The following is a 19,041-nucleotide window of genomic DNA, read 5'->3' on the forward strand; positions in this document are numbered from 1 at the left end:
ACAGCTGCCTTTTGATTGGATGGCGTAGCTCAAGCAGACGTAGGGGTAGAGGGTTCGTCCGCCAGGTATTTTGAGCGCTCACTCCGAGTCAGGGCTCTGTGGACGGCTTGATGGATCTTCCTCATGGCGGAGCGAGGATCCGAAAGAGGGACGTCCCAGAGCAGGATCTTCCCGTCGCCGTGGCCACTGGCGAGGATGCGGCCGTCCGGGCTGAACGCCACCGACGCCACAACGCCGGAGTGCCCGGCAAGGGTGGTGCGCAGCCCGCCGGTTGCCGTGTCCCACAACCGGACCTTGCCGTCGTCGCTGCCACTGGCCAGGGTGCGGCCGTCCGGACTGAACGCCACCGACTCCACGGCGACCGAATCTCCGGCCAGAGCGGTGCGCAGCCTGCCGGTTGCCGCGTCCCACAGCTGGATTGTGTCGTCGTCGCTGCTGGCGAGGGTGCGGCCGTCCGGACTGAACGCCACCGACCCCACAGCGCCGGAGTGCCCGGCAAGGCTGGTACGCAGCCCGCCGGTTGCCGTGTCCCACAACCGGACCTTGCCGTCGTCGCCGCCACTGGCCAGGGTGCGGCCGTCCGGACTGAACGCCACCGGCGCCACGATGTCCGTGTGCCCGGCAAGGGTGGCGCGCAGCCCACCGGTTGCCGCGTCCCACAACCGGACCTTGTCGCCGCCGCTGGCGAGGGTGCTGCCATGCGGGCTGAACGCCACCGACTCCACGACGATGTCAGCGTCAATGGTGCTGCGCAGTCTGCCGGTTGCCGTTTGCCACAGCTGCGCCCCGTTGTCGGTGCTGTTGGCGAGTGTGCGGCCGTCCGGACTGAACGCCACCGACTCCACGATGGCCGTGTTCGCGGCCAGGGTGGTGCGGAGTCTGTCGGTCACGGCATCCCACAGCCGGACCTTCCCGTCAGCCCCGCCGCTGGCGAGTGTGCGGCCGTCGGGGCTGAACGCCACCGACTCCACGCCGTCGGTGTGGCCCTCCAGGGTGGTGGGCACTCCGCCGGCCGCAACGTTCCACAGCCGGACTGTGTCGTCGAAACTGCCGCTGGCGAGGGTGCGGCCGTCCGGGCTGAACGCCACCGACGCCACGGTGTCCGTGTGCCCGGTCAGGGTGGTGCGCAGTTTGCCGGCTGCAACATCCCACAGCCGGACTTTCGCGTCATCGCTGCCGCTGGCCAGGGTGCGGCCGTCCGGACTGAACGCCACGGAATCCACGGTGGCCGTACTGCCGGCAAGGACCGTGCGCAGTTTGCCGGTTGCGGCATCCGACAGCCGGACTTTCCCATGATCGCTGCTGCTGGCGAGGGTGCGGCCGTCCGGACTGAACGCCACCGACAAATCGGTTTGGTCGGCAATGGTCGTGCGCAACTTACCGGCTGCTGCATCCCACAGCCCGACCGCGTCGTCGCAGCCGCCGGCGAGCGTGCGGCCGTCCGGACTGAACGCCACGGAATTCACCCCACCGCTGTGCCCGGTCAAAGTGCTGCGCACTTTGCCGGTTGCCGTATCCCACAGCCGGACTTTCCCGTCGTCGCTGCCACTGGCGAGGGTGCGGCCATCGGGACTGAACGCCACCGACCCCACGGTGGCCGCATCACTGGTCAGGGTGGAGCGCGGTTTGCCGGTTGCTGCGTCCCACAGCCGGACTTTCCCGTCAGCCCCGCCGCCCGCGAGCGTGTGGCCATCGGGGCTGAAGGCCAGCGACTCAACGATGACAGTGAGACCGGTCACGATGGTGCGCGGTTTACCGGTTGCCGTATCCCACAGCCGGATTGTCGTGTCGTCGCTGCTGCTGGCGAGGGTGCGGCCGTCGGGGCTGAACGCCACCGACTCCACCCCGCCGGTGTGCCCGGTCAGACGGTGCCGGAGTGGGAGAGCCGCGGCGGCGAAGAGACTGGCGGTGGCTTCCCTTGTCGGACTGGTCCGGTACGCCTGGACCGCCAGGAGGGATGCCAGGTCGGGGTCGGCCCCGATGGCAGCGTCCGACTCGGTGGCGAGCTGGCGTGAGAGTGCGATCCGTTGTGCCGTGACCGCCTGGTGCCGCTGCTGCTCGCTGGTCCGGTACTGCTGCCAGGCGACCAGTCCTGCCGTGAGGGACAGCACCAGCAGGACCGACAGGGTCACGGTGAACTGGCGCAGGCGCCGGGTGGTGCGGCCGGCTGCCTCTTCTTCGCGACGCCGGGCCGTGACGCTGCAGGTGAGGAAGTCACGCTCCACAGAGGTGAGTTCGCTGTCGACGTCTGTTGGGCGGAAGGCCTCTTCGGCTGCGGCCAGCCGGGTGCCGCGGTACAGCGCGCCCGGGTCACGGTTGAGGTCGTCCCAGGTCCGTGCGGCTTCGGTGAGCTGACGGTGAAGGCGCAGGCGGTCGCGTGCTTCATTGATCCATGCCCGCAGTCGGGGCCATGCGGTGATCAGGGCTTCGTGGGCCAGGTCGACGGTGTCGTACTCAAGGGTGAGCAGGCGGGCACGGGCGAGGTGTTCGAGGACCTGGGTCGTGTCGTCGGCGTCGCCGAAGTCGAGTTCCGTGCGTGGGGTGGGCCGTCGGGTGTCGGGGGTTCCCTCGCCCGGGGTGATGAGGCGCAGCAGGATCCGGCGGGCGAGGGCGGCCTGAGACGGGGTCAGGTGAGTGTGGACGTCCTCGGCGGTGCGGGCGATGGCACCGTTGAGGCCGCCGGCCGCCTCGTAGGCCTGACTGGTCAGTGCGCGGCCCTTGCGGCGACGCCAGGTCTCCAGCAGGGCGTGGGACATCAGGGGCAGGGCCCCGGGTTCGCCTTCGACCTCGTCGAGGATGCGTGCGGTCAGGGCCCGTTCCACGATCATCCCCGCGGCCTGGGCGGGTTTGGTGACGGCTTCCCGCAACTCGTCGCGGCTCATGGGGCCGACCAGCACGGTCGCGTCCTGTAACGCGGCGGTCAGGGCGGGGTGTTCGGCGCAGTGGCCGAGGAAGTCGGCCCGCACGGCGATGACGACGCGCAGACGACTTGTGATCTCGGTGGCGGCCAGGAGGCGGTCGATGAACTGGTCGCGTTCCGCCGGGTCGGGGCAGAGGGTGTAGAGCTCCTCGAACTGGTCGACGATCAGCCATGTGTCGCCGTCGGTGTCCTTCGGTATCAGACGCTGCTCGTGTGTGCGCATCGGATGTTCGCCCGGCGTGAGGACGCGCAGTGCGGCCGGCTGCGGACCGACCCGGTCGGGAGCGCGCAGGCGGGCGATGAGCCCGGCGCGCAGCAGGGAGGACTTGCCACTGCCCGACGGGCCGAATACGGCGGTGAACCGGCGGGAGCGGGACAGTTCGAGCAGGCGGTCGGTGAGCAGGTCCCGGCCGAAGAACAGGTCGGCGTCGCCCGGCTCGAAGCGCGCCAGTCCCCGGTACGGCGGTTCAGCGTTCTCGTCCTCGGTGCGCGGTTCGGCCGCTGCCTCCGCTGCCGTCTGACGCCACCGTTCCTCCCACTCTTCCCGGTCGCCACCGCAGGCACGCACGTATGCGAGAACAACCGGCAGGGTCGGCAGCCGATCTCCCACAGCCGCCTGCGACAGGGTGCTCGCTCCTTGCCCCGTGCTCCGCGCCATCACCCGGTAGGTCGGACTCCCTGCCTCCGCCCGGAGTTTGCGTAACTCGGCAGCGAACCGCGCCACCGGTCCCGCACTCGGGTCGAGTGGGCTCTCAGGACGTCCTGCCATCCGCGGCTCACCCCTCTGTCCGCCCGCCTCCCCCGTGGACGCGGCGCGATCACCGGGACGCTACGCACGCCCGGGGCGAAGAGCAAACGCCAGGCGTCTTGTTCGGTCAGCGTCGTGCGCCGGCTCCTGTGACCTGCGCGGTCGCCATTGATCAGGGTGGCGGAGCCGACTGTCCATTCAATGCCCCGGCAGGGAAAGTCGAGGTCGTCCGGCACGGACCTGCACATCGGGTCCGGCGGTTCACAGGTCGTCTTCAGCGGATACACGGCTGTCCCGGCAGGCACAGTCCCGGCCTGGCGGCCATCAGAACCAGACCACCGCTCACATCCATCCCATCACGTCCATCCCGAAGGGGAACTTCATGCGTCTTGTCAGGTACGCCGCCACCGCCGTGGCAGCACTCACCCTCAGCGGCAGCGGGCTCGCCGCCACCCCCGCCTCTGCCGGTGACGTATCCCCAAGTGCGGTGGCCAGGTTCGCCGTGGCCGGGACGCCGGACTTTGTGCACAACATCATCTACTGCGTCTCCACCACCGGAGCGCGTGCCTGCTTTCAGCCCTACGGTGACAAGCTGTGGGTGAAGGGACGGGCAGCCTCCGCCGACTGGGAGAACCACCTGCGGGACCGCACCGGAGGGTGGAAGTGGTACCGCACAGGCTCCTGCCTGAACAAGCTGCGCGGTGGTCGTTGGGGTTACTGCAACATGGACTTCTACGAGGACACCTCCACGAACCCCTACGGCGGCAAGGGCAGCGGCGTCAAACTGCAGGCGGTCGGCACCGATCCCCGTCATCCGTCCTCCCAGATCTGGGTGCGAAACAACAGGTGACCCATCAAGCGGGACGTCTCCCGCCGCCTCTGGTGGCCGACGGCACACCGTGATTCCCGCGAGCTGTGAATCGAACACGGCCTTCACCGACCGTGACGGCTTCAGGCAATCGCTGACAGATCCCGCTGAACAACGTCACGCCCACCCGGCAAGGCAAGACGGCACACCTGATTCTCACCTGAATGTGAACCGGTCCCATGCATCCCGAGCGGCACCCTCGCCCTCTTGCACGTCGTACGACTGACGCGCTTTTGGAAAGGGTCGTCCATGAGGGCCACCACCGCAGAGCTCATCAGGCCGGTCCAGCGCACGGGTGGACCGCCGCCAGCTCGCAGGAAGGCGATCAACGCCGGGCTGGCCTGGTGGGCGTTCATGCTGGCGGCCACGGTGCTGTTCACCTGGGACATCCAGCACAGCACCTACCACCCGTTCTACGCCGAGACCGCGCGCAGCATGACGGAGAGCTGGAAGGGCTTCCTTTTCGGCTCGTTCGACCCGAACAACACGATCACCATCGACAAGCTCCCGGGCTTCCTCTGGCCGCAGGCCCTGTCCGCGCGGATCTTCGGGTTCCATCCGTGGGCACTGACACTGCCGCAGGTCATCGAGGGCGTCCTCGGCGTCGCCGTGCTGCACCGCACCGTGCGCCGGTGGGCGGGGGAAAGCGCGGGACTCCTCGCCGCGGGCGCCTTCACACTGACTCCGGTGGTCGCGGGAATGTTCCGTACCGAGGTCGAGGACCCCGCGTTCACCCTGTGCGCCCTGCTGGCCGCGAACGCCACGCTGCGCGCCGCCCGTGAGGCCCGGTTGCGTCCGCTGCTCATGGCCGGGCTGTGGGTCGGCCTCGGCTTCCAGGCCAAGATGCTGGAGGCCTGGGCGCTGCTTCCCGCACTCGGCCTGCTCTACCTGGTCTCGGCGCCGGTGACGCTGCGCCGCCGACTTGCTCACCTGGCGACGGCCGGGGCGGTGTGCGTCGCGGCGTCGGCGTCCTGGATGGTCCTGGTGGCCCTGACTCCGGCCCAGGACCGGCCGTTCATCGACGGTACGACCGACAACTCGGCGTTCAGCCAGGTCATCGGATACAACTTCCTCAATCGTTTCGCGAGCCTCGGCATCAGCGCCGACTCCACCGGAAGCGTCTCCGCCACGACCATGGCCGGCACCGCACCGGCGCCCTCCGGCGCAGCGGGCCGGCACGCCGCTCTGTGGGCCAAGATGTTCGGCCCGTCGCTGGCCTCCCAGGTCGGCTGGCTGTACCCGGTGGCCGCGCTCTCCGTGGTGTGCGGGCTGGTATGGCTGCGCGGCAGGCACCGCACGGATCCGCTGCGGGCGGGCTTCCTGCTGTGGGGCGTGTGGCTGGCCACGTACTTCCTGGTCTTCAGCGCCGGCGCGGTCGGCGCCCACACGTACTACATGGGAGTGGTGGCAGTGCCGCTCGCCGCGCTCTTCGGCGCGGGCATCGTGCAGTTCTGGCGGGCCTGGCGGCGCGGCGACCGGGCCCGCTCGTGGGCGCTGCCGACGGCGGTGGTGAGCACCGTGGCGTGGTCGGCGTTCATCGCGACGCGATACTCGTTCCTGCCGTGGCTGGCGCCCGTCGCGGCCGTTGTGGGGGCCGGGGGCCTGTTGCTGCTCGTGCTGTCGCGCGCCACCGACGAGCGGGCGCGGCCCCGGATCGCGGTGCTGGGCGTGGGGGCGGCCATCGTGGGCATGCTGCTGCCATCCGCCGCCTGGGCGTCGACGGTCCTGGACTCCAAGTACGGCCACTCGGGCATGGGCGCGGCGGGACCGGTCTCCACCTGGCACCACCACAGGCGTGACCGGGACCCGGCCCGCGCAGCGACGCAGGGCCCGGCCTGGGGGGACGGCTCGCCCAGCGCGGCGAAACAGCACAATCACGCGATCAAGTTCTCCGAGCGGACGGCACTCACCAGCGAGCAGCAGCGTTTCCTGGCCTCCATGCGGGCCCGCCAGGGCCATGCCACCTTCGTCTTCGCGACAACCAGCTGGCGCTCGGCCTCGCCCTACATCCTCTTCGCGGGCGCCAAGGTGCTCCCCATGGGCGGCTTCACGGGCGTTGCGCCCACGCCCACCAGCGCCGAGTTCCGCAACCTGATCGCCACCGGCCGACTGCGTTACGTCGTCCTCGGCGGCGCGCCCACCACCCCGGGCCGCGCCGCCGCGGACTGGGTACGCGGCCACTGCTCACGCATGCCCCGGGAGAGGTTCCGTGTGTACGACTGCGGGTGAGTTCTCGGCCCGCGGCCCGCGCGGCCGGTGCACTCGATGACCCTGTGCGGCCAGCAGCAATTTTCCGAGGGGCCCTGCCCCTCACCTCGCCGAATGCCGGCAAGGAACCGTTGATCGTGGAGATCCCTCTTGCTCGACAGGTTGTGGGCAAGGTCGTATCAGGAGGTGGTTTTGTGTCCCTGACCAGCACATCGTTCTTCGCCGTACTCATCGTCGCGACGGCCGTGATGATGGTCGGCGCGATCGCTCTGTGGCCGAAGGTGCGCGGCCCCAGAGCGGTGCGCTGGCTGGTGCACGCCGTCATGATCGGCCTGTGTCAGCTCACGGCCATCGGCGTCGTGGCCACCTGGATCAACAACAGCTACGGCCTGTATGCCTCCTGGGACGACCTGCTCGGCAACGCGAACACCAACGCGGTCGCGATGCCCGGGCCTCCGGTCCACCGGGCGAAGTTCAGCAAGAGCACCAAGGGCGGCGTACTGGACACGTATTTCCACGGCCGGCGATCCGCGCTGTCCGGTGAGGTGCTCGTGTGGACGCCGCCGCAGTACGACGAGGCCGCCTACGCGAGGAAACGGTTCCCGGTCATCATGCTGCTGCACGGTGTCCCGGGTTCACCCGAGTCCTGGCTGGAGCATGGCGGTATGCCGGGCGCCTTCGAGGATCTGCTGAAGCAGAACAAGGTGCACCCCTTCATCCTTGTGATGCCGGTGGTCAACCCAGGCAGCGTGGACACCGACTGCAGCGACCTGCCCAACCGCAAGGTGGCGACCTGGATGGCGGCCGACGTCCCGGACCTCGTCAGCCACAAGTTCCGCACGCTGCCGGGCCCGCGGGGCTGGGGCCTGATGGGCTTTTCGACCGGCGGGTTCTGCGCCGCGAAACTGCCCCTGCAGTTCCCGAAGGTGTTCGGAGCGGGCGCCGCCCTCGACCCCGATCCGCTGACCGGCGACGAGTCCGTCCTGCCCGACCCGACCGTACGCAGGCTCAACAGCCCGGCGTACCTCGTGCGGCACACCAAGGCTCACGTCAGGCTCTTCCTGACGACCTCGCGAGAGGACCGGCTCAGTCCGCTGTCGTACATCGAGGCATTCCAGGCGACCGCCAGGACCACCCCGGTGGAGGTCCGCACGCTGGTGCTGCCCAGTGGCGGGCACAACTACAACACCTGGTCGGCGGAGTATCCCGCCGCCTTCGGATGGCTCAGCCAGTGGCTGTCCGCACCGCGCTGAACGCCGGGGCGGCCGCCGTCCGTGCGGGCCGCTGCTCCACCAGCGCAAACCCGCTGTGCGCAGCACCCCGGCTTCAGGCAAGTCGGCTTCGTAGGACATCGGAGGCGTTTCGACGGAAGCGCCTCCGGGACTTCCGTTCGAGACGAGCCAGCACGCGTACGCACTGGTTCGTCCGAACCACGTCCCGGATGGTCGACCTGAGTGGGGTGGAGACCTTTCGGCCTGTTCGCCCCCCCGAGCCGATCATCATGCCCGGATTGGGCTACCGTTTCGCTCCATGAAGGGTGGCATCGCACTGACGCTGGTCATCGTGGGGGCAACTGCACTGCTGGGTTTCGCCGCTGAGGAGACCGATCCGAGCGGAAGCAGCGGTCGCAGCAGCTACGGCAAGTCCGGCGAGCCGGGCCAGGCCTCCCAGGACCAGGACGCGTTGGCGACCGCCCCCGCCCGGGACGGCACCGCGTACACCCCGCGCCGGACCGAGGAGAACGCCCGGATCGGCACGGTCTTCGAGAAGGACGACCACGGCGCCCACTTCTGCACCGCGAGCGTGGTGCAGAGCCGCGGACGGAACATGCTGATCACCGCGGCCCACTGCGCCTTCGACGCCGACGCCGGGAAGCCGGTGGACGGCCTGGTCTTCGCCCCCGACTACCGGGGCGGCGACGAACCCACCGGTCTGTGGAAGGTCAACAAGGTCGTGGTCGACGACCGTTGGGCCGCATCCCAGGACCAGGACCTCGACGTCGCCTTCCTCACGGTCGAGCCGAAGGACGGCAAGAACATCCAGAACGTCCTGGGCGGCAACAGCCTCGGCATAGACCGCGGCTTCGACAACGAAGTCAAGATCACCGGCTACCCCACCAGCCGTGACACGCCGATCTCCTGCCAGAACCGCACCACCAAGTTCAGTGACTACCAACTGCGCATCCAGTGCACCGACTTCGAGGACGGCACGAGCGGCAGCCCCTGGCTCGCCGACTACGACCCCAAGAGCCATACCGGCACCGTCATCGGCGTCCTGGGTGGCTATGAAGGCGGCGGCGACGAGGACGACGTCTCCTACGCCGCGTACTTCGACCATGACATCGCCGATCTCTACCAACGCGCCCAGGACGAGGACGGCAACTGACTCCGGCCTCCCGCGCCCTCGCACGGCCGCCGAGCGTCTGACCACGGCTGGACGTCGACGCCCCAGCCCCAACTGCTTTAGCCCGAAGGGAAGTTGGGGGGGCTGTCTGTCCGTCACACACATGCCGCCGTCTCTCCCCCCCCAGCGCCACCGAATCCCAGCCGCGTCCGGGCGCAAGAGTGGACATCAGCGCCGCGCCTGAAGCGTGCAGCCCTACACCGCGAGATCCTGCGTCCCCACCACCGACAGCAGTTCCAGCTGCTCCGCGCCCGCGGATCCGGGCGGCGCGGAGAACCACAGCAGTCGCTGCCGCCCGTCCTCGCTGAACAGGTTGTGGCAGTCCAGCTCGATCACGCCGAGGGAGGGATGCACGATCCGCTTGCGGTCGACCCGACGCAGCGCCACCTCCCGTTCCTCCCAGAGTTGGCCGAACTCCCGGCTGCGCCGCAGCAGCTGCGCCACCAGCCCCATCACGTCGGACTCCCGGGACCTGCGTGCGGAGACCGCGCGCAGGTCCGCGACGAAGGCCCGTGAGTGCTTCTCGGCGTCCTCTGTCGGATAGATGCGGCGGGCCTCGGGGTCGGTGAACCACCGGTAGACGAAACTCGCGCTCATACCGCGCCCTGGCGGCGGCCCGAGCAGGGCCAGCGCGAGTCGGTTCTGCACCAGGGTCTCGTGCAGATCCGTGATGACCTGCGCGGGTGTGGTGGTGAGCCGGTCGAGCAGCCCGAGCAGGCCCGGCTCGACGTGGCCGAGCGGCCCGTGCGAGGGCGGGGCGGGGTGCCCGGCGAGGTGGAAGAGGTGGTTGCGCTCGTCACTGGTCAGCCGTAGCGCGCGGGCCAGTGCGGTGAGTATCTGCGGCGAGGGCTGGGCGCCCCGGCCGCGCTCGAGCTCGGTGTAGTAGTCGACCGACGCGCCCGCCAGGTGGGCCACCTCGTCGCGTCGCAGGCCAGGTACCCGCCGTCGGGGGCCGGTCGGCAGGCCGACCTCTGCGGGGCGGATGCGGTCCCGCCGTGACTTGAGGAACGCCGCGAGTTCTTGAAGGTCCACCCGGCCATCCTCCCCGGCCCGCTCCAGCGCAGCCAGGGGCTGCCGTCCCCTGGGTGAGCACAGCCCTGGCTACGCCCCGCGCCCGGTCGGAGGGTGGCATCGACAAGCAGCAACAGACAGCAGACGCAGGAGGCAGGTCATGGAGACCGCACTCGCCTCGCCGGAAGCGGACGCCGCCGAGACGGCCGAGGCCCCGGTGCGCCTGGTGACCATGCCCGCCGGACCTCGGCCGCCCGCATGGGCGCCGAGCCCGGCCTCACTGCGGGCAACTCGCTCTGACACCCCGACACATCACGACGAGGAAAACCACCGTGCCGTTCGCCAATTTCAAGGTCCCCGCCGGAACCCTCACCAGTGAGCAGAAGGAGAAGATCATCACCCGCACCACCGACCTCTATGCCGAGATCTACGGCGACTTCGCCCGCCCGAACACCCTGGTGCTCGTGGAGGAGGTCACCGACGGCGGCTGGGGCATCGGCGGCCAGGTACTGACCCTGGCGGCAATCGAGGCAATGGCGCAGTCCGCCGAAAGCTGAGACACGTCCCACGTAGCCGCCCGCGAGCCGATGGTCCGGCTCCACGATGCACCGGGCGCAGGCACAAAGTCGCATGGTTCCGCAGCACGCGCCCCGTGCCCGGCCGCGTGGAAGCCGGGCACGGGGCGGTCCGTCGCGGGTGCGCGACGCCGGGGGGGCAGGGCATCACGCCCGTCATCGCACGGGCACCGCGAGGTACTGGTACTCCAGGAATTCCTCGATCCCGACCCGGCCGCCTTCACGGCCGACCCCCGACTGCTTGACGCCGCCGAAGGGTGCGGCCGGGTTGGAGACGAGGCCGGTGTTGAGGCCGACCATGCCCACCTCCAGGCATTCACTGACCCGAAGCGCGCGGTCCAGGCCCTCCGTGAAGAGGTAGCCGACCAGGCCCCAGGGGGTGTCGTTGGCGCGGCTCACGACCTCGTCCTCGTCGTCGAAGGTGAGGATCGCCGCCACCGGACCGAAGATCTCCGTGTCCATCAGGCGGCTGTCGGGGGCGACGTCGGTGAGGACGGTCGGCGGGTAGAAGCAGCCCGGCCCTTCGGGGGTACGGCCGCCGACGAGCACCCGGGCGCCGCGCTCCACCGCGTCGGCGACCAGTTCCTCCACCTTGGCCCGGCCCGCCGCGTCGATCAGGGGGCCGACGTCGACGCCGTCCCGGGTGCCGGGGCCGACGACGAGGGTGCCCATACGTGCGGCGAGACGCCGTCCGAACTCCTCCGCCACCGTCCGGTGGACGAAGAAGCGGTTCGCGGCCGTGCATGCCTCGCCCATGTTGCGCATCTTGGCGACCATCGCGCCGTCCACGGCCACCTCCAGGTCGGCGTCCTCGAACACGATGAACGGCGCGTTGCCGCCCAGCTCCATCGAGGTCCGTACGACCTTGTCGGCACACTGCGCGAGCAGCAGGCGTCCGACAGCGGTGGAACCCGTGAAGGACAGCTTGCGGATCCGCCCGCCGCGCAGCAGCGGTTCGCACACCTCGCCCGCGCGGGAGGTGGTCACGACGTTCAGGACGCCGTCCGGCAGCCCGGCCTCCTTCAGGACGGCGGCCAACGCCAGGCTGGAGAGAGGGGTTTGCGGGGCCGGCTTGAGCACCATGGTGCAGCCCGCCGCGATCGCCGGGCCGATCTTGCGGGTGCCCATGGCCAGTGGGAAGTTCCACGGGGTGATCAGCAGGCAGGGGCCGACCGGGCGGCGGGAGAGCAGCATGCGGTTGCGGCCGTCGGGCAGGGTGCCGTAGCCGCCGTCGATGCGGACCGCCTCCTCCGAGAACCAGCGGAAGAACTCGGCGGCGTAGGCCACTTCGCCCCGCGCCTCCGCCAGCGGTTTGCCCATCTCGGCCGTCATCAGGTGGGCGAGTTCGTCGGTGCGGTCGAGGATGATCTCGTGCGCGCGGCGCAGGATCTCGCTGCGGGCCCTGGGCGCCGTACGCGCCCATTCCTGCTGGGCGTTGACGGCCGAGTCCTCCGCGAGGCGTGCGTCCTTCGGGCCGGCGTCGGCGACATGGCAGAGGGTCTCGCCGGTCGCCGGGTCGTCCACCGGCATGGTGGCGCCGTCCGCGGCATCCAGCCAGGCACCGCCGATGAACAACTGCGTGGGGGTGTCGGTCATGAGGGCTCTCCTGGTCGGTCGGCGGTGGGGTCGAGTAGTTCCGCGAGGTGCAGGGCACGGACGCCTCGGTCACCGACGAGGTGGTCGATCTGGGTGGCGCAGCAGAATCCGTCGGCCACGACGACGGTCGGGGTGGACTCGTCGAGTCCCTCCAGGCGGAGTTTGAGGGCCCGCCCTGCGACGGCCATGGAGGTGTCGTAGTGCTGCTCCTCGAAGCCGAGTTCCCGGCGAGTCCGCAGCAGCCCTCGGGCTCGTCGGCCTTGCGCACGCCGAGCCTGCGCAGCAGGTCGCGTGTTGCCCGACATGCTGGTGCCGCCACCGCGCGCGGTGACCGGGACGGCCGCCTCCCGGCAGGCCCTGAGCCCCGCGACGACGTCGTCGGCGGAGCGCGGGTAGGCCACGGCGCGCGGCAGCATACGGCAGTTCGAGGCGTCGTGGGCATAGGGGCCCGTGGCCCCCGGGCCGGTCTCCACTCGAAGGCCGGGGGCTGTCTCGGCGAGCCGCGCGCCCAGTGGGCCGAGGGTCGGGGTGGTGCCGGTCATCGCCCCGACGCTCCCGATGTCCCGGCCTCCACCGCTGCCGCCCACGCCTGAAGCCCCTCGTCCACAGCCGACTCGTCGATGACGAGGGCAGGGATCATCCGTACCACCTGGTTCCAGGCGCCGCACAGCAGCAGGAGCAACCCCTCGTCGACGGCGGCCCGTTGTACGCGGGCGGCCGTGTCGGGGTCGGGGCTGCCGTCCTCGGTGACGAACTCGGTGGCCAGCATCAGCCCGAGACCCCGCACGTCCCCGATTCCGGGGGTCCGGTCCGCCACCGCCTCCAGGCCCTGCCGAAGCCGTGCCCCCATCGCCTCGGCGTTCTCGACGAGCTTCTCGTCGCGTACGACGTCGAGGGTGGCGCAAGCCGCCGCGCAGGCAACGGCGTTGGCGCCGTAGGTACCGCCCTGCGAGCCGGGCCACGCCTTGTTCATCAGTTCCTCGGAGGCGGCGATACCGGACAGCGGGAAGCCGCTGGCCAGGCCCTTCGCGGTGACGAGGATGTCCGGGGTGACCCCGAAGTGGTCGTGGCCCCAGAAGCGGCCGGTGCGGCCGACGCCGGTCTGCACCTCGTCGAGGATCAGAAGGAGACCGTGCCGGTCCGCGCGCTCCCGCAGGCCTTCCAGGAAGGCGCGGGTCGCGGGCACGTAGCCGCCTTCGCCGAGGACCGGCTCGACGATGACCGCGGCGGTGTCGGCGGGCGAGGAGATGGTCTGGAGGGTGTAGTCGAGTTCCTGGAGGGCGAAACGGGTGGCGGTGTCCTCGTCCCAGCCGTAGCGGTAGGCGGTGGGGAAGGGGGTGACGACCACTCCGCTCATCAGCGGCGAGAAGCCGGAGCGGAAGCGGATGCCGGAGGTGGTCATGGAGGCGGCGGCCACCGTACGGCCGTGGAAGCCGCCGTGGCAGACCAGGACGTTGGGGCGGCCGGTGGCCTGTCGGGCCAGCCGCAGTGCGGCCTCCACGGCCTCGCTGCCGGAGTTGGTGAAGAACAGGCTGTCCAGACCGGCCGGCAACACCTCTCCGAGCTTGTCCACGAGGCGGCGCAGCGGCTGGTGCAGGACCGTCGTGTACTGGCCGTGGATGAGGGTGCCCACCTGTTCCTGCGCCGCAGCCACGACCTTGGGGTGGCAGTGGCCGGTGCTGGTGACGCCGATGCCGGCGGTGAAGTCGAGGTAGCGGCGGCCGTCCTCACCGTAGAGGTGGACGCCCTCGCCCCGGGCCGCCACGACGGGGGTGGCCTGGCGAAGGTGCGGCGACAGTGCGGTCATGTTCATCTCCCGGCCGTGTTTCATGGGTTGCGTGACCTGCGTGGTCCGCTCTGCCTTTCGAGCATCCCGGCCGCCTTCCGGCCCGACAACGCATGATGTGTCCACTGAGGGGACAGTGACCGGACGTTGTGTCAACCTCGTCAGCCGGCAGACCCGCTCCTCGCCGCGACAGCGGCCGTGGAGCGCCTCTTGCGCAGGTCAGCAGGGCTTGTCAGAGTGACCGGGCACTCGGGGATCCCCATGGAGACACCGTGAACGACAACCGCCCTACGGCTCGTCCGCCGGAAACGGACGACCTCGCGGCCACGGCCACCGGCCACGCGCCCACGGTCGCCGATGTCCTCGCGCTGCCCGTCCTGGCCGCCGGGCAACCCCAGGTCGTCACCGGTGTCGCTCACCTCGACCGACCGGTGCGCTGGGTCCACATCACCGAACTGACGGATCCCGCCTCTTTCCTCAAGGGGGGCGAACTCGTCCTGACCACCGGCATGCCCCTGCCCGACGATTCCGCGGGCGTGCGCCGGTACGTGGACGAACTCGCCGACGTCCGAGCGGCCGCCCTGGTGATCGAGCTCGTACGGCGCTACCACCGCCCACCTGACACTCTGGTCCGCGCCTGCCGTGCCCGCGGTCTCCCGCTGATCACCCTCGCCGAGGACGTCAACTTCCTGGAGGTCACCCGGGTCGTCCACTCCCTCATCCTCGGCAGCCAGGCCGAGGCGATGCGCCGGACTCAGCGCATCCACGAGGCGTTCACCGCACTGACCTTGCGCGGGGCGGGAGCGGAGGAGGTGGTGCGCGCGGCGGCCGAGATGAGCGGCCGCACGGTCGTCCTGGAGAACCTGATGCACCAGGCACTGCTCTGCGAGCCCTCCGGCAGCACGGTGGAGGAGGCCCTCGACACCTGGGAGCAGCGTTCCCGAGCGGTCCCTCACGACGGGCCGAAGACCGACAGCGGCGGTACGGCGGACTGGCTCGTCGCCTCCGTGGAGTACCAGGGCGAGCGCTGGGGCCGGGTGGCCATGCTCCCGTCGGGAGCCGACGGGCCGGCGTTCGGACCGGAGCACGTCACCGTGCTGGAGCGGACGGCGATGGCCCTGACCATCGCCCGTCTCATCCACCCCACGCCCTGGGAACGCACAGCCCACCGGAACGCTCTGCGCGACCTGGCCGGACAGCGCCACCACTCCCCCGCGGACGCCCGCGCCCGCTTCGCCGCACTGGGGCTGCCCACCGAGGACAGCCGGTACCGCGCGATCCTCGTCGACTTCGGCGCAGCGGACGAGGGCGCGGCGCTGGAGGCTCATCTGTCCCAAGAGCTCAGGGCAACGGGGACTCAGGCACTCGTCGGCGAACTCACTCCCGGCCGGGTCGGTGTGCTGCTGGCCCTGCGCCCCAGCCGGCCGTGGCGACCTGTCGTGGAGCAGTTGAGCAATGCCGCACGGGAGCCGGCACCGGAGGCGATCGTGACCGTCGGCTCGGAGGTCACGGATCTCCACGACAGCGCCCGCTCCTTCCGCGAAGCGGCCCGCGTGGCCGAGGCCACCCCGCCCAGCCAGCCCCTCCCGCCGGACCGCTCCTTTCACGAGCTGTCCGACATCGGCCTGCGCCGCCTCCTGTACGCACTCCGTGAGGACACCCGTATCCAGGATTACGCCGAACGACGGCTCGGCCACCTCATCGACCACGACACCCGCCACGGCACCGGGCTGCTGACGACACTGCGTCACTATCTGGACGCGGCAGGGAACAAGACGACGGCCGCACGCCGAGGCGGGCTGTCGCGGGAGACCGTCTACCAACGTCTGCGCACCATCGAACGCCTCGTGGGCTGCGACCTGGAATCCGGTGAGCAGCGCACCGAGCTGCACGTGGCGCTCACCGCACTCGACGTCGTCAGGTTCCGTGCGGCGGGCGGTCAGGGGACATAGGTGAGCGGGTGGCTCGACCATGCCACCTCGTGCCGGGGCGCACGCTCGTCGGCTCAATCACGCGCACGTTTGTCGTTGCCGGCTGCCGCCGGACAGTGGCGCAAGGTGGTCAACAGGTCGGTGCCGTGCTTCTCGTCGCAGGCGAGCAGCACGGCCAACTGGCGCTCGGCATAGGCCTGCACCTTCGGGTCGTCGCGCAGCGCGTAGAACAGCTCGGGCAGGGCGATGCCAGTGGTGGTGCAGACCCCCGGCCGCTCGGTGGGCGGCACGGCGTCGGCGCCCTGTTCGGCCTCCGCGGCAGCGCGGGCCACCTCCGACAACTCACCCACCTCGGCACCCAGGTGGGATTCCGAAGTGCTCCTCGAAGGAGGCTGGTGCATGTTCCCAGTCCGCTTCCGGAGGTCCCGGGACGCCGCCTTTCGGGAACCATGACGCCCCGCTCGGAACTCTCCGTCTGACCGCGGCCCCGCCGATTCCGTGCACGCGGGAGCCGACCATACAATCCTCGCGACCAGATCGGGGGCGACATCATCGGGGGAGTCCGCGTGGAAACGATCATCGTGCAGTTGCCCGGTACCACCCAGTGGGGGGTGGACGAGACGGGCAGTCCCGAACTGATCCACCTGGGGCCGGGGGACATCGCGGACTTCGGACGCGGCGGGACGGGGGTCCGCATCGTCCTCACCGACCCGGGGATCTCCCGCCGGGCCGGGCAACTGGAAGCCGCGGGGGACTACTGGCGGCTGTCCAACTTCAGCCGCAGCGTGTCGTACGTGGTGGAGAACCTGGAGGGGGCCGGCGAGTACCTCACCGTCGCGCCAGGACGGCTCGGGGCGCCCGTGCCCTTCGAGTTCTCCCGCGTGGTGCTGCCCGCCCTGTCCGGCACCGCCACGTTCAAGGTGTTCGCACCCCAGCACGGCTATCTCGGCGAGCAGTCCGTACCGGGCGGCGGGGAACAGACGGTTCACCCCTTCGCCCTGGACCCCACGTCGAAGTACTTCCTCGTCCTGGTGGCCCTGTGCGAGCCCAGGCTGCGCGCCCCCTCCGACTCGGCGCTGCCCGGCGTCGGGCAGATCGTGGAGCGGCTGCGGCCGCTGGAGTCATGCCGGGACCTGACGCGCTCCGCGGTCAATTACCACATCGACTACCTCGCCTTCGCCAAACTGCGCCTGGACCTCGGCGGGGAGGCCACGACCGCGACCGCCGGCGGCCTCACCGGCGCCAAGCGCAGCCGGCTCGCCTCTGTCGCCCTGCGCTTCGGTCTGGTGCGCGAGGAGCACCTCAGCCTGCTGCCGCCCCGCGGCGCCGGCCGCCTCACCGGCGCTCAGGAGACCGGCGCATGACGACGCCCGAGGAATGGGACGACGGGTGGGAAGCGCCCCGCCCGACCGGTCTCCCGGAGGGCTTCCTCATCGAGGACTGGGAGGTGGGCGCGGTCATCGGCTCCGGGGGCTGGGGGACCGTGTACGAGGCCCGTACGGTCGCAGACGGCACCACCGTCGCCGTGAAGGTGCTCCCGACCGGTGCCCTCGGGCCCGGGCAGCGTGCCGCGCTCGGTGAACTCGTGGCTCGCGAGGTCCGGTTCAGCGCGGAGGCCGACCACCCCCACCTCGTCCGCACCCACGCGGTGTGCACCGTCGAGGCACCGGAACTGCCCGCCCTGGACGGCGCGATCGCGCTGGTCATGGACCGGGCCGAGGCCAGTCTGAAGGACGCACTGGACGACGCCGCCGGGACGGGCGGGCCGATCGCGGACGCCGACCGTGTCCTGCGCGGGGTCGCCGCCGGTCTCGCCCACATGCACGACGCAGGTTGGGTGCACGGCGACCTCAAACCCGCCAACGTCCTGCTGGGCCCCGGCGGCCAGGTGTGGCTCGCGGACTTCGGTCTGGCCGCCGAACTCGACGGCACCCACGCCCACTTGCCGCCGCTCGGCACCCTCGACCACCTGCCTCCCGAGTGGTGGTCCCAGCGCACCGGCACGCAGGGCGCCGTCGTCCGCCCCACCGCCGACATCTGGGCCTTCGGCGTCCTCGCCCACCAGGTGCTCACCGGCGGACTCCACCCCTTCCCGGGCGCGACGGCCCGGGCCCGCTCGCTCGCGGCCCGGACCTACGCCCGCGGCACCGCACCCCTGCGGCTCGATGCCGGTCTCGACGAGGACATGCGCCGACTGATCGCCGACTGCCTGGCCCCGGACCATGCCGCCCGGCTCCCGCACACGGCCGCCGATGTCGCCGCCCGGCTGGAGGCCGTCACCGGCGGCCCGCGCCGACGCCGAAGACGCCTGATACCCGCGGTCGCGGCCGGCCTCGTCGTCCTGACCACCGCCACGGTCGCCGGGGCGGCCCTCCTCGGGGGAGGCGGGGGCAGCCAGGACGACGGCCGCGACCACGACACCCCCGCCGCCACCGGCACGCCCAGCCCGCCGGCCGGTGAGATCCCCGAGAACTCCGACGTACCCGAGGCGCTGCGCCCCGTCATCGCCCGCGCGGCCCAGCGCTGCACCGACGAGGAGATCACCCCCGCCCTGCTGGCCGCGCTGATCAAAGCGGAGAGCAACTTCGACGCGAAGGCCTCCCGCCCGGAGACCGGGGAGTACGGCATCGCCATGTGGACGCCGTCGGTGTTCCGGGCCTGGGCGGTGGACGGGGACGGTGACGGCGACAAGGACTACATGTCGCCGCCGGACGCGATCTCCACCATGAGCCTGTACGTGTGCTGGCTCGACCAGCGCTTCAAGAAGGCCGGGCTGCCGAAGAAGGACCTGCCGGCGCTCGTCGCGGCCGGATACCGCACCAGTGACCGCACGGTCATCGAGGAGCGCGGCGTACCGGAGCGGGTGCGGCCGCACGTGGACAAGGTGATGCGTTACCTTGTCGACGTCGACTGCGCGGTCGGTCATGCCCCCTGTCTCACCGCTTCGGACGACCGAGGCTTCGCGATCGACGAGGCCGAGGTCATCTACTGGGGC

Annotated in this window: 14 protein-coding genes; 8 read left to right on the forward strand and 6 right to left on the reverse strand. The window is 70.7% G+C overall.

Features of this window, described 5'->3' with window-relative positions; all coding sequences use genetic code 11:
* Positions 1 to 29: 29 nt before the first annotated feature.
* Positions 30 to 3,689 (reverse strand): nSTAND1 domain-containing NTPase, encoded by a 3,660-nt coding sequence (locus ACWDAG_RS42915; protein WP_450701004.1) that lies wholly within the window; start codon positions 3,687 to 3,689, stop codon positions 30 to 32.
* Between the two features lie 361 nt (positions 3,690 to 4,050).
* Between ACWDAG_RS42915 and ACWDAG_RS42920 the strand changes: the two genes are divergently transcribed.
* The 4 genes from ACWDAG_RS42920 to ACWDAG_RS42935 all read left to right on the forward strand — a co-directional run bounded on the left by ACWDAG_RS42920 (position 4,051) and on the right by ACWDAG_RS42935 (position 9,129).
* On the forward strand, positions 4,051 to 4,518 hold the full coding sequence (locus tag ACWDAG_RS42920) for a hypothetical protein (RefSeq protein WP_450701005.1): 468 nt from the start codon (positions 4,051 to 4,053) through the stop codon (positions 4,516 to 4,518).
* A 267-nt stretch (positions 4,519 to 4,785) separates the two neighbouring features.
* The gene (locus tag ACWDAG_RS42925; RefSeq protein WP_450701006.1) at positions 4,786 to 6,765 is read left to right on the forward strand and encodes an ArnT family glycosyltransferase; all 1,980 of its coding nucleotides are present in this window, start codon (positions 4,786 to 4,788) and stop codon (positions 6,763 to 6,765) included.
* 173 nt (positions 6,766 to 6,938) lie between these two features.
* Positions 6,939 to 7,997 (forward strand): alpha/beta hydrolase, encoded by a 1,059-nt coding sequence (locus tag ACWDAG_RS42930; RefSeq protein WP_450701007.1) that lies wholly within the window; start codon positions 6,939 to 6,941, stop codon positions 7,995 to 7,997.
* 277 nt (positions 7,998 to 8,274) lie between these two features.
* Positions 8,275 to 9,129 carry a trypsin-like serine peptidase gene (locus ACWDAG_RS42935; protein ID WP_450701008.1) on the forward strand — a complete coding sequence of 285 codons (855 nt, stop codon included), beginning with the start codon at positions 8,275 to 8,277 and terminating at the stop codon, positions 9,127 to 9,129.
* A 213-nt stretch (positions 9,130 to 9,342) separates the two neighbouring features.
* Here ACWDAG_RS42935 and ACWDAG_RS42940 read toward each other — a convergent pair whose 3' ends face one another.
* Positions 9,343 to 10,179: a helix-turn-helix transcriptional regulator gene (locus ACWDAG_RS42940; protein ID WP_450701009.1), complete on the reverse strand. Its 837-nt coding sequence runs from the start codon at positions 10,177 to 10,179 to the stop codon at positions 9,343 to 9,345.
* A gap of 311 nt (positions 10,180 to 10,490) precedes the next feature.
* On the opposite strand from ACWDAG_RS42940, the gene ACWDAG_RS42945 reads away from it, so the two are divergent.
* Complete coding sequence (locus ACWDAG_RS42945) at positions 10,491 to 10,715, forward strand: tautomerase family protein (RefSeq protein WP_450701010.1); 225 nt, start codon at positions 10,491 to 10,493, stop codon at positions 10,713 to 10,715.
* A gap of 174 nt (positions 10,716 to 10,889) precedes the next feature.
* Here the strand turns inward: ACWDAG_RS42945 and ACWDAG_RS42950 are convergent, their stop codons facing one another.
* The 3 genes from ACWDAG_RS42950 to ACWDAG_RS42960 are packed head-to-tail and all read right to left on the reverse strand — an operon-like array spanning position 10,890 to position 14,136.
* Positions 10,890 to 12,329 carry an NAD-dependent succinate-semialdehyde dehydrogenase gene (locus ACWDAG_RS42950; protein ID WP_450701011.1) on the reverse strand — a complete coding sequence of 480 codons (1,440 nt, stop codon included), beginning with the start codon at positions 12,327 to 12,329 and terminating at the stop codon, positions 10,890 to 10,892.
* Positions 12,326 to 12,871 (reverse strand): FAD-binding protein, encoded by a 546-nt coding sequence (locus tag ACWDAG_RS42955; protein WP_450701012.1) that lies wholly within the window; start codon positions 12,869 to 12,871, stop codon positions 12,326 to 12,328. The genes ACWDAG_RS42950 and ACWDAG_RS42955 overlap by 4 nt, the downstream gene beginning before the upstream one ends.
* Positions 12,868 to 14,136 (reverse strand): aspartate aminotransferase family protein, encoded by a 1,269-nt coding sequence (locus tag ACWDAG_RS42960; RefSeq protein WP_450701013.1) that lies wholly within the window; start codon positions 14,134 to 14,136, stop codon positions 12,868 to 12,870. The genes ACWDAG_RS42955 and ACWDAG_RS42960 overlap by 4 nt, the downstream gene beginning before the upstream one ends.
* A gap of 251 nt (positions 14,137 to 14,387) precedes the next feature.
* Here ACWDAG_RS42960 and ACWDAG_RS42965 point away from each other — a divergent pair, with 251 nt between their 5' ends.
* Positions 14,388 to 16,067, forward strand: coding sequence for a PucR family transcriptional regulator (locus ACWDAG_RS42965; RefSeq protein WP_450701014.1), 1,680 nt, complete (start codon positions 14,388 to 14,390; stop codon positions 16,065 to 16,067).
* Positions 16,068 to 16,120: 53 nt separating this feature from the next.
* Here the strand turns inward: ACWDAG_RS42965 and ACWDAG_RS42970 are convergent, their stop codons facing one another.
* Positions 16,121 to 16,396 (reverse strand): hypothetical protein, encoded by a 276-nt coding sequence (locus tag ACWDAG_RS42970; protein ID WP_450701015.1) that lies wholly within the window; start codon positions 16,394 to 16,396, stop codon positions 16,121 to 16,123.
* 216 nt (positions 16,397 to 16,612) lie between these two features.
* Here ACWDAG_RS42970 and ACWDAG_RS42975 point away from each other — a divergent pair, with 216 nt between their 5' ends.
* On the forward strand, positions 16,613 to 17,410 hold the full coding sequence (locus ACWDAG_RS42975; RefSeq protein ID WP_450701016.1) for a serine/threonine protein kinase: 798 nt from the start codon (positions 16,613 to 16,615) through the stop codon (positions 17,408 to 17,410).
* On the forward strand, positions 17,407 to 19,041 hold a 1,635-nt coding region (locus tag ACWDAG_RS42980), incomplete at its 3' end, for a protein kinase domain-containing protein (protein ID WP_450701017.1). The genes ACWDAG_RS42975 and ACWDAG_RS42980, both read left to right, overlap by 4 nt.

The organism is Streptomyces sp. NPDC001157 (assembly GCF_053598255.1).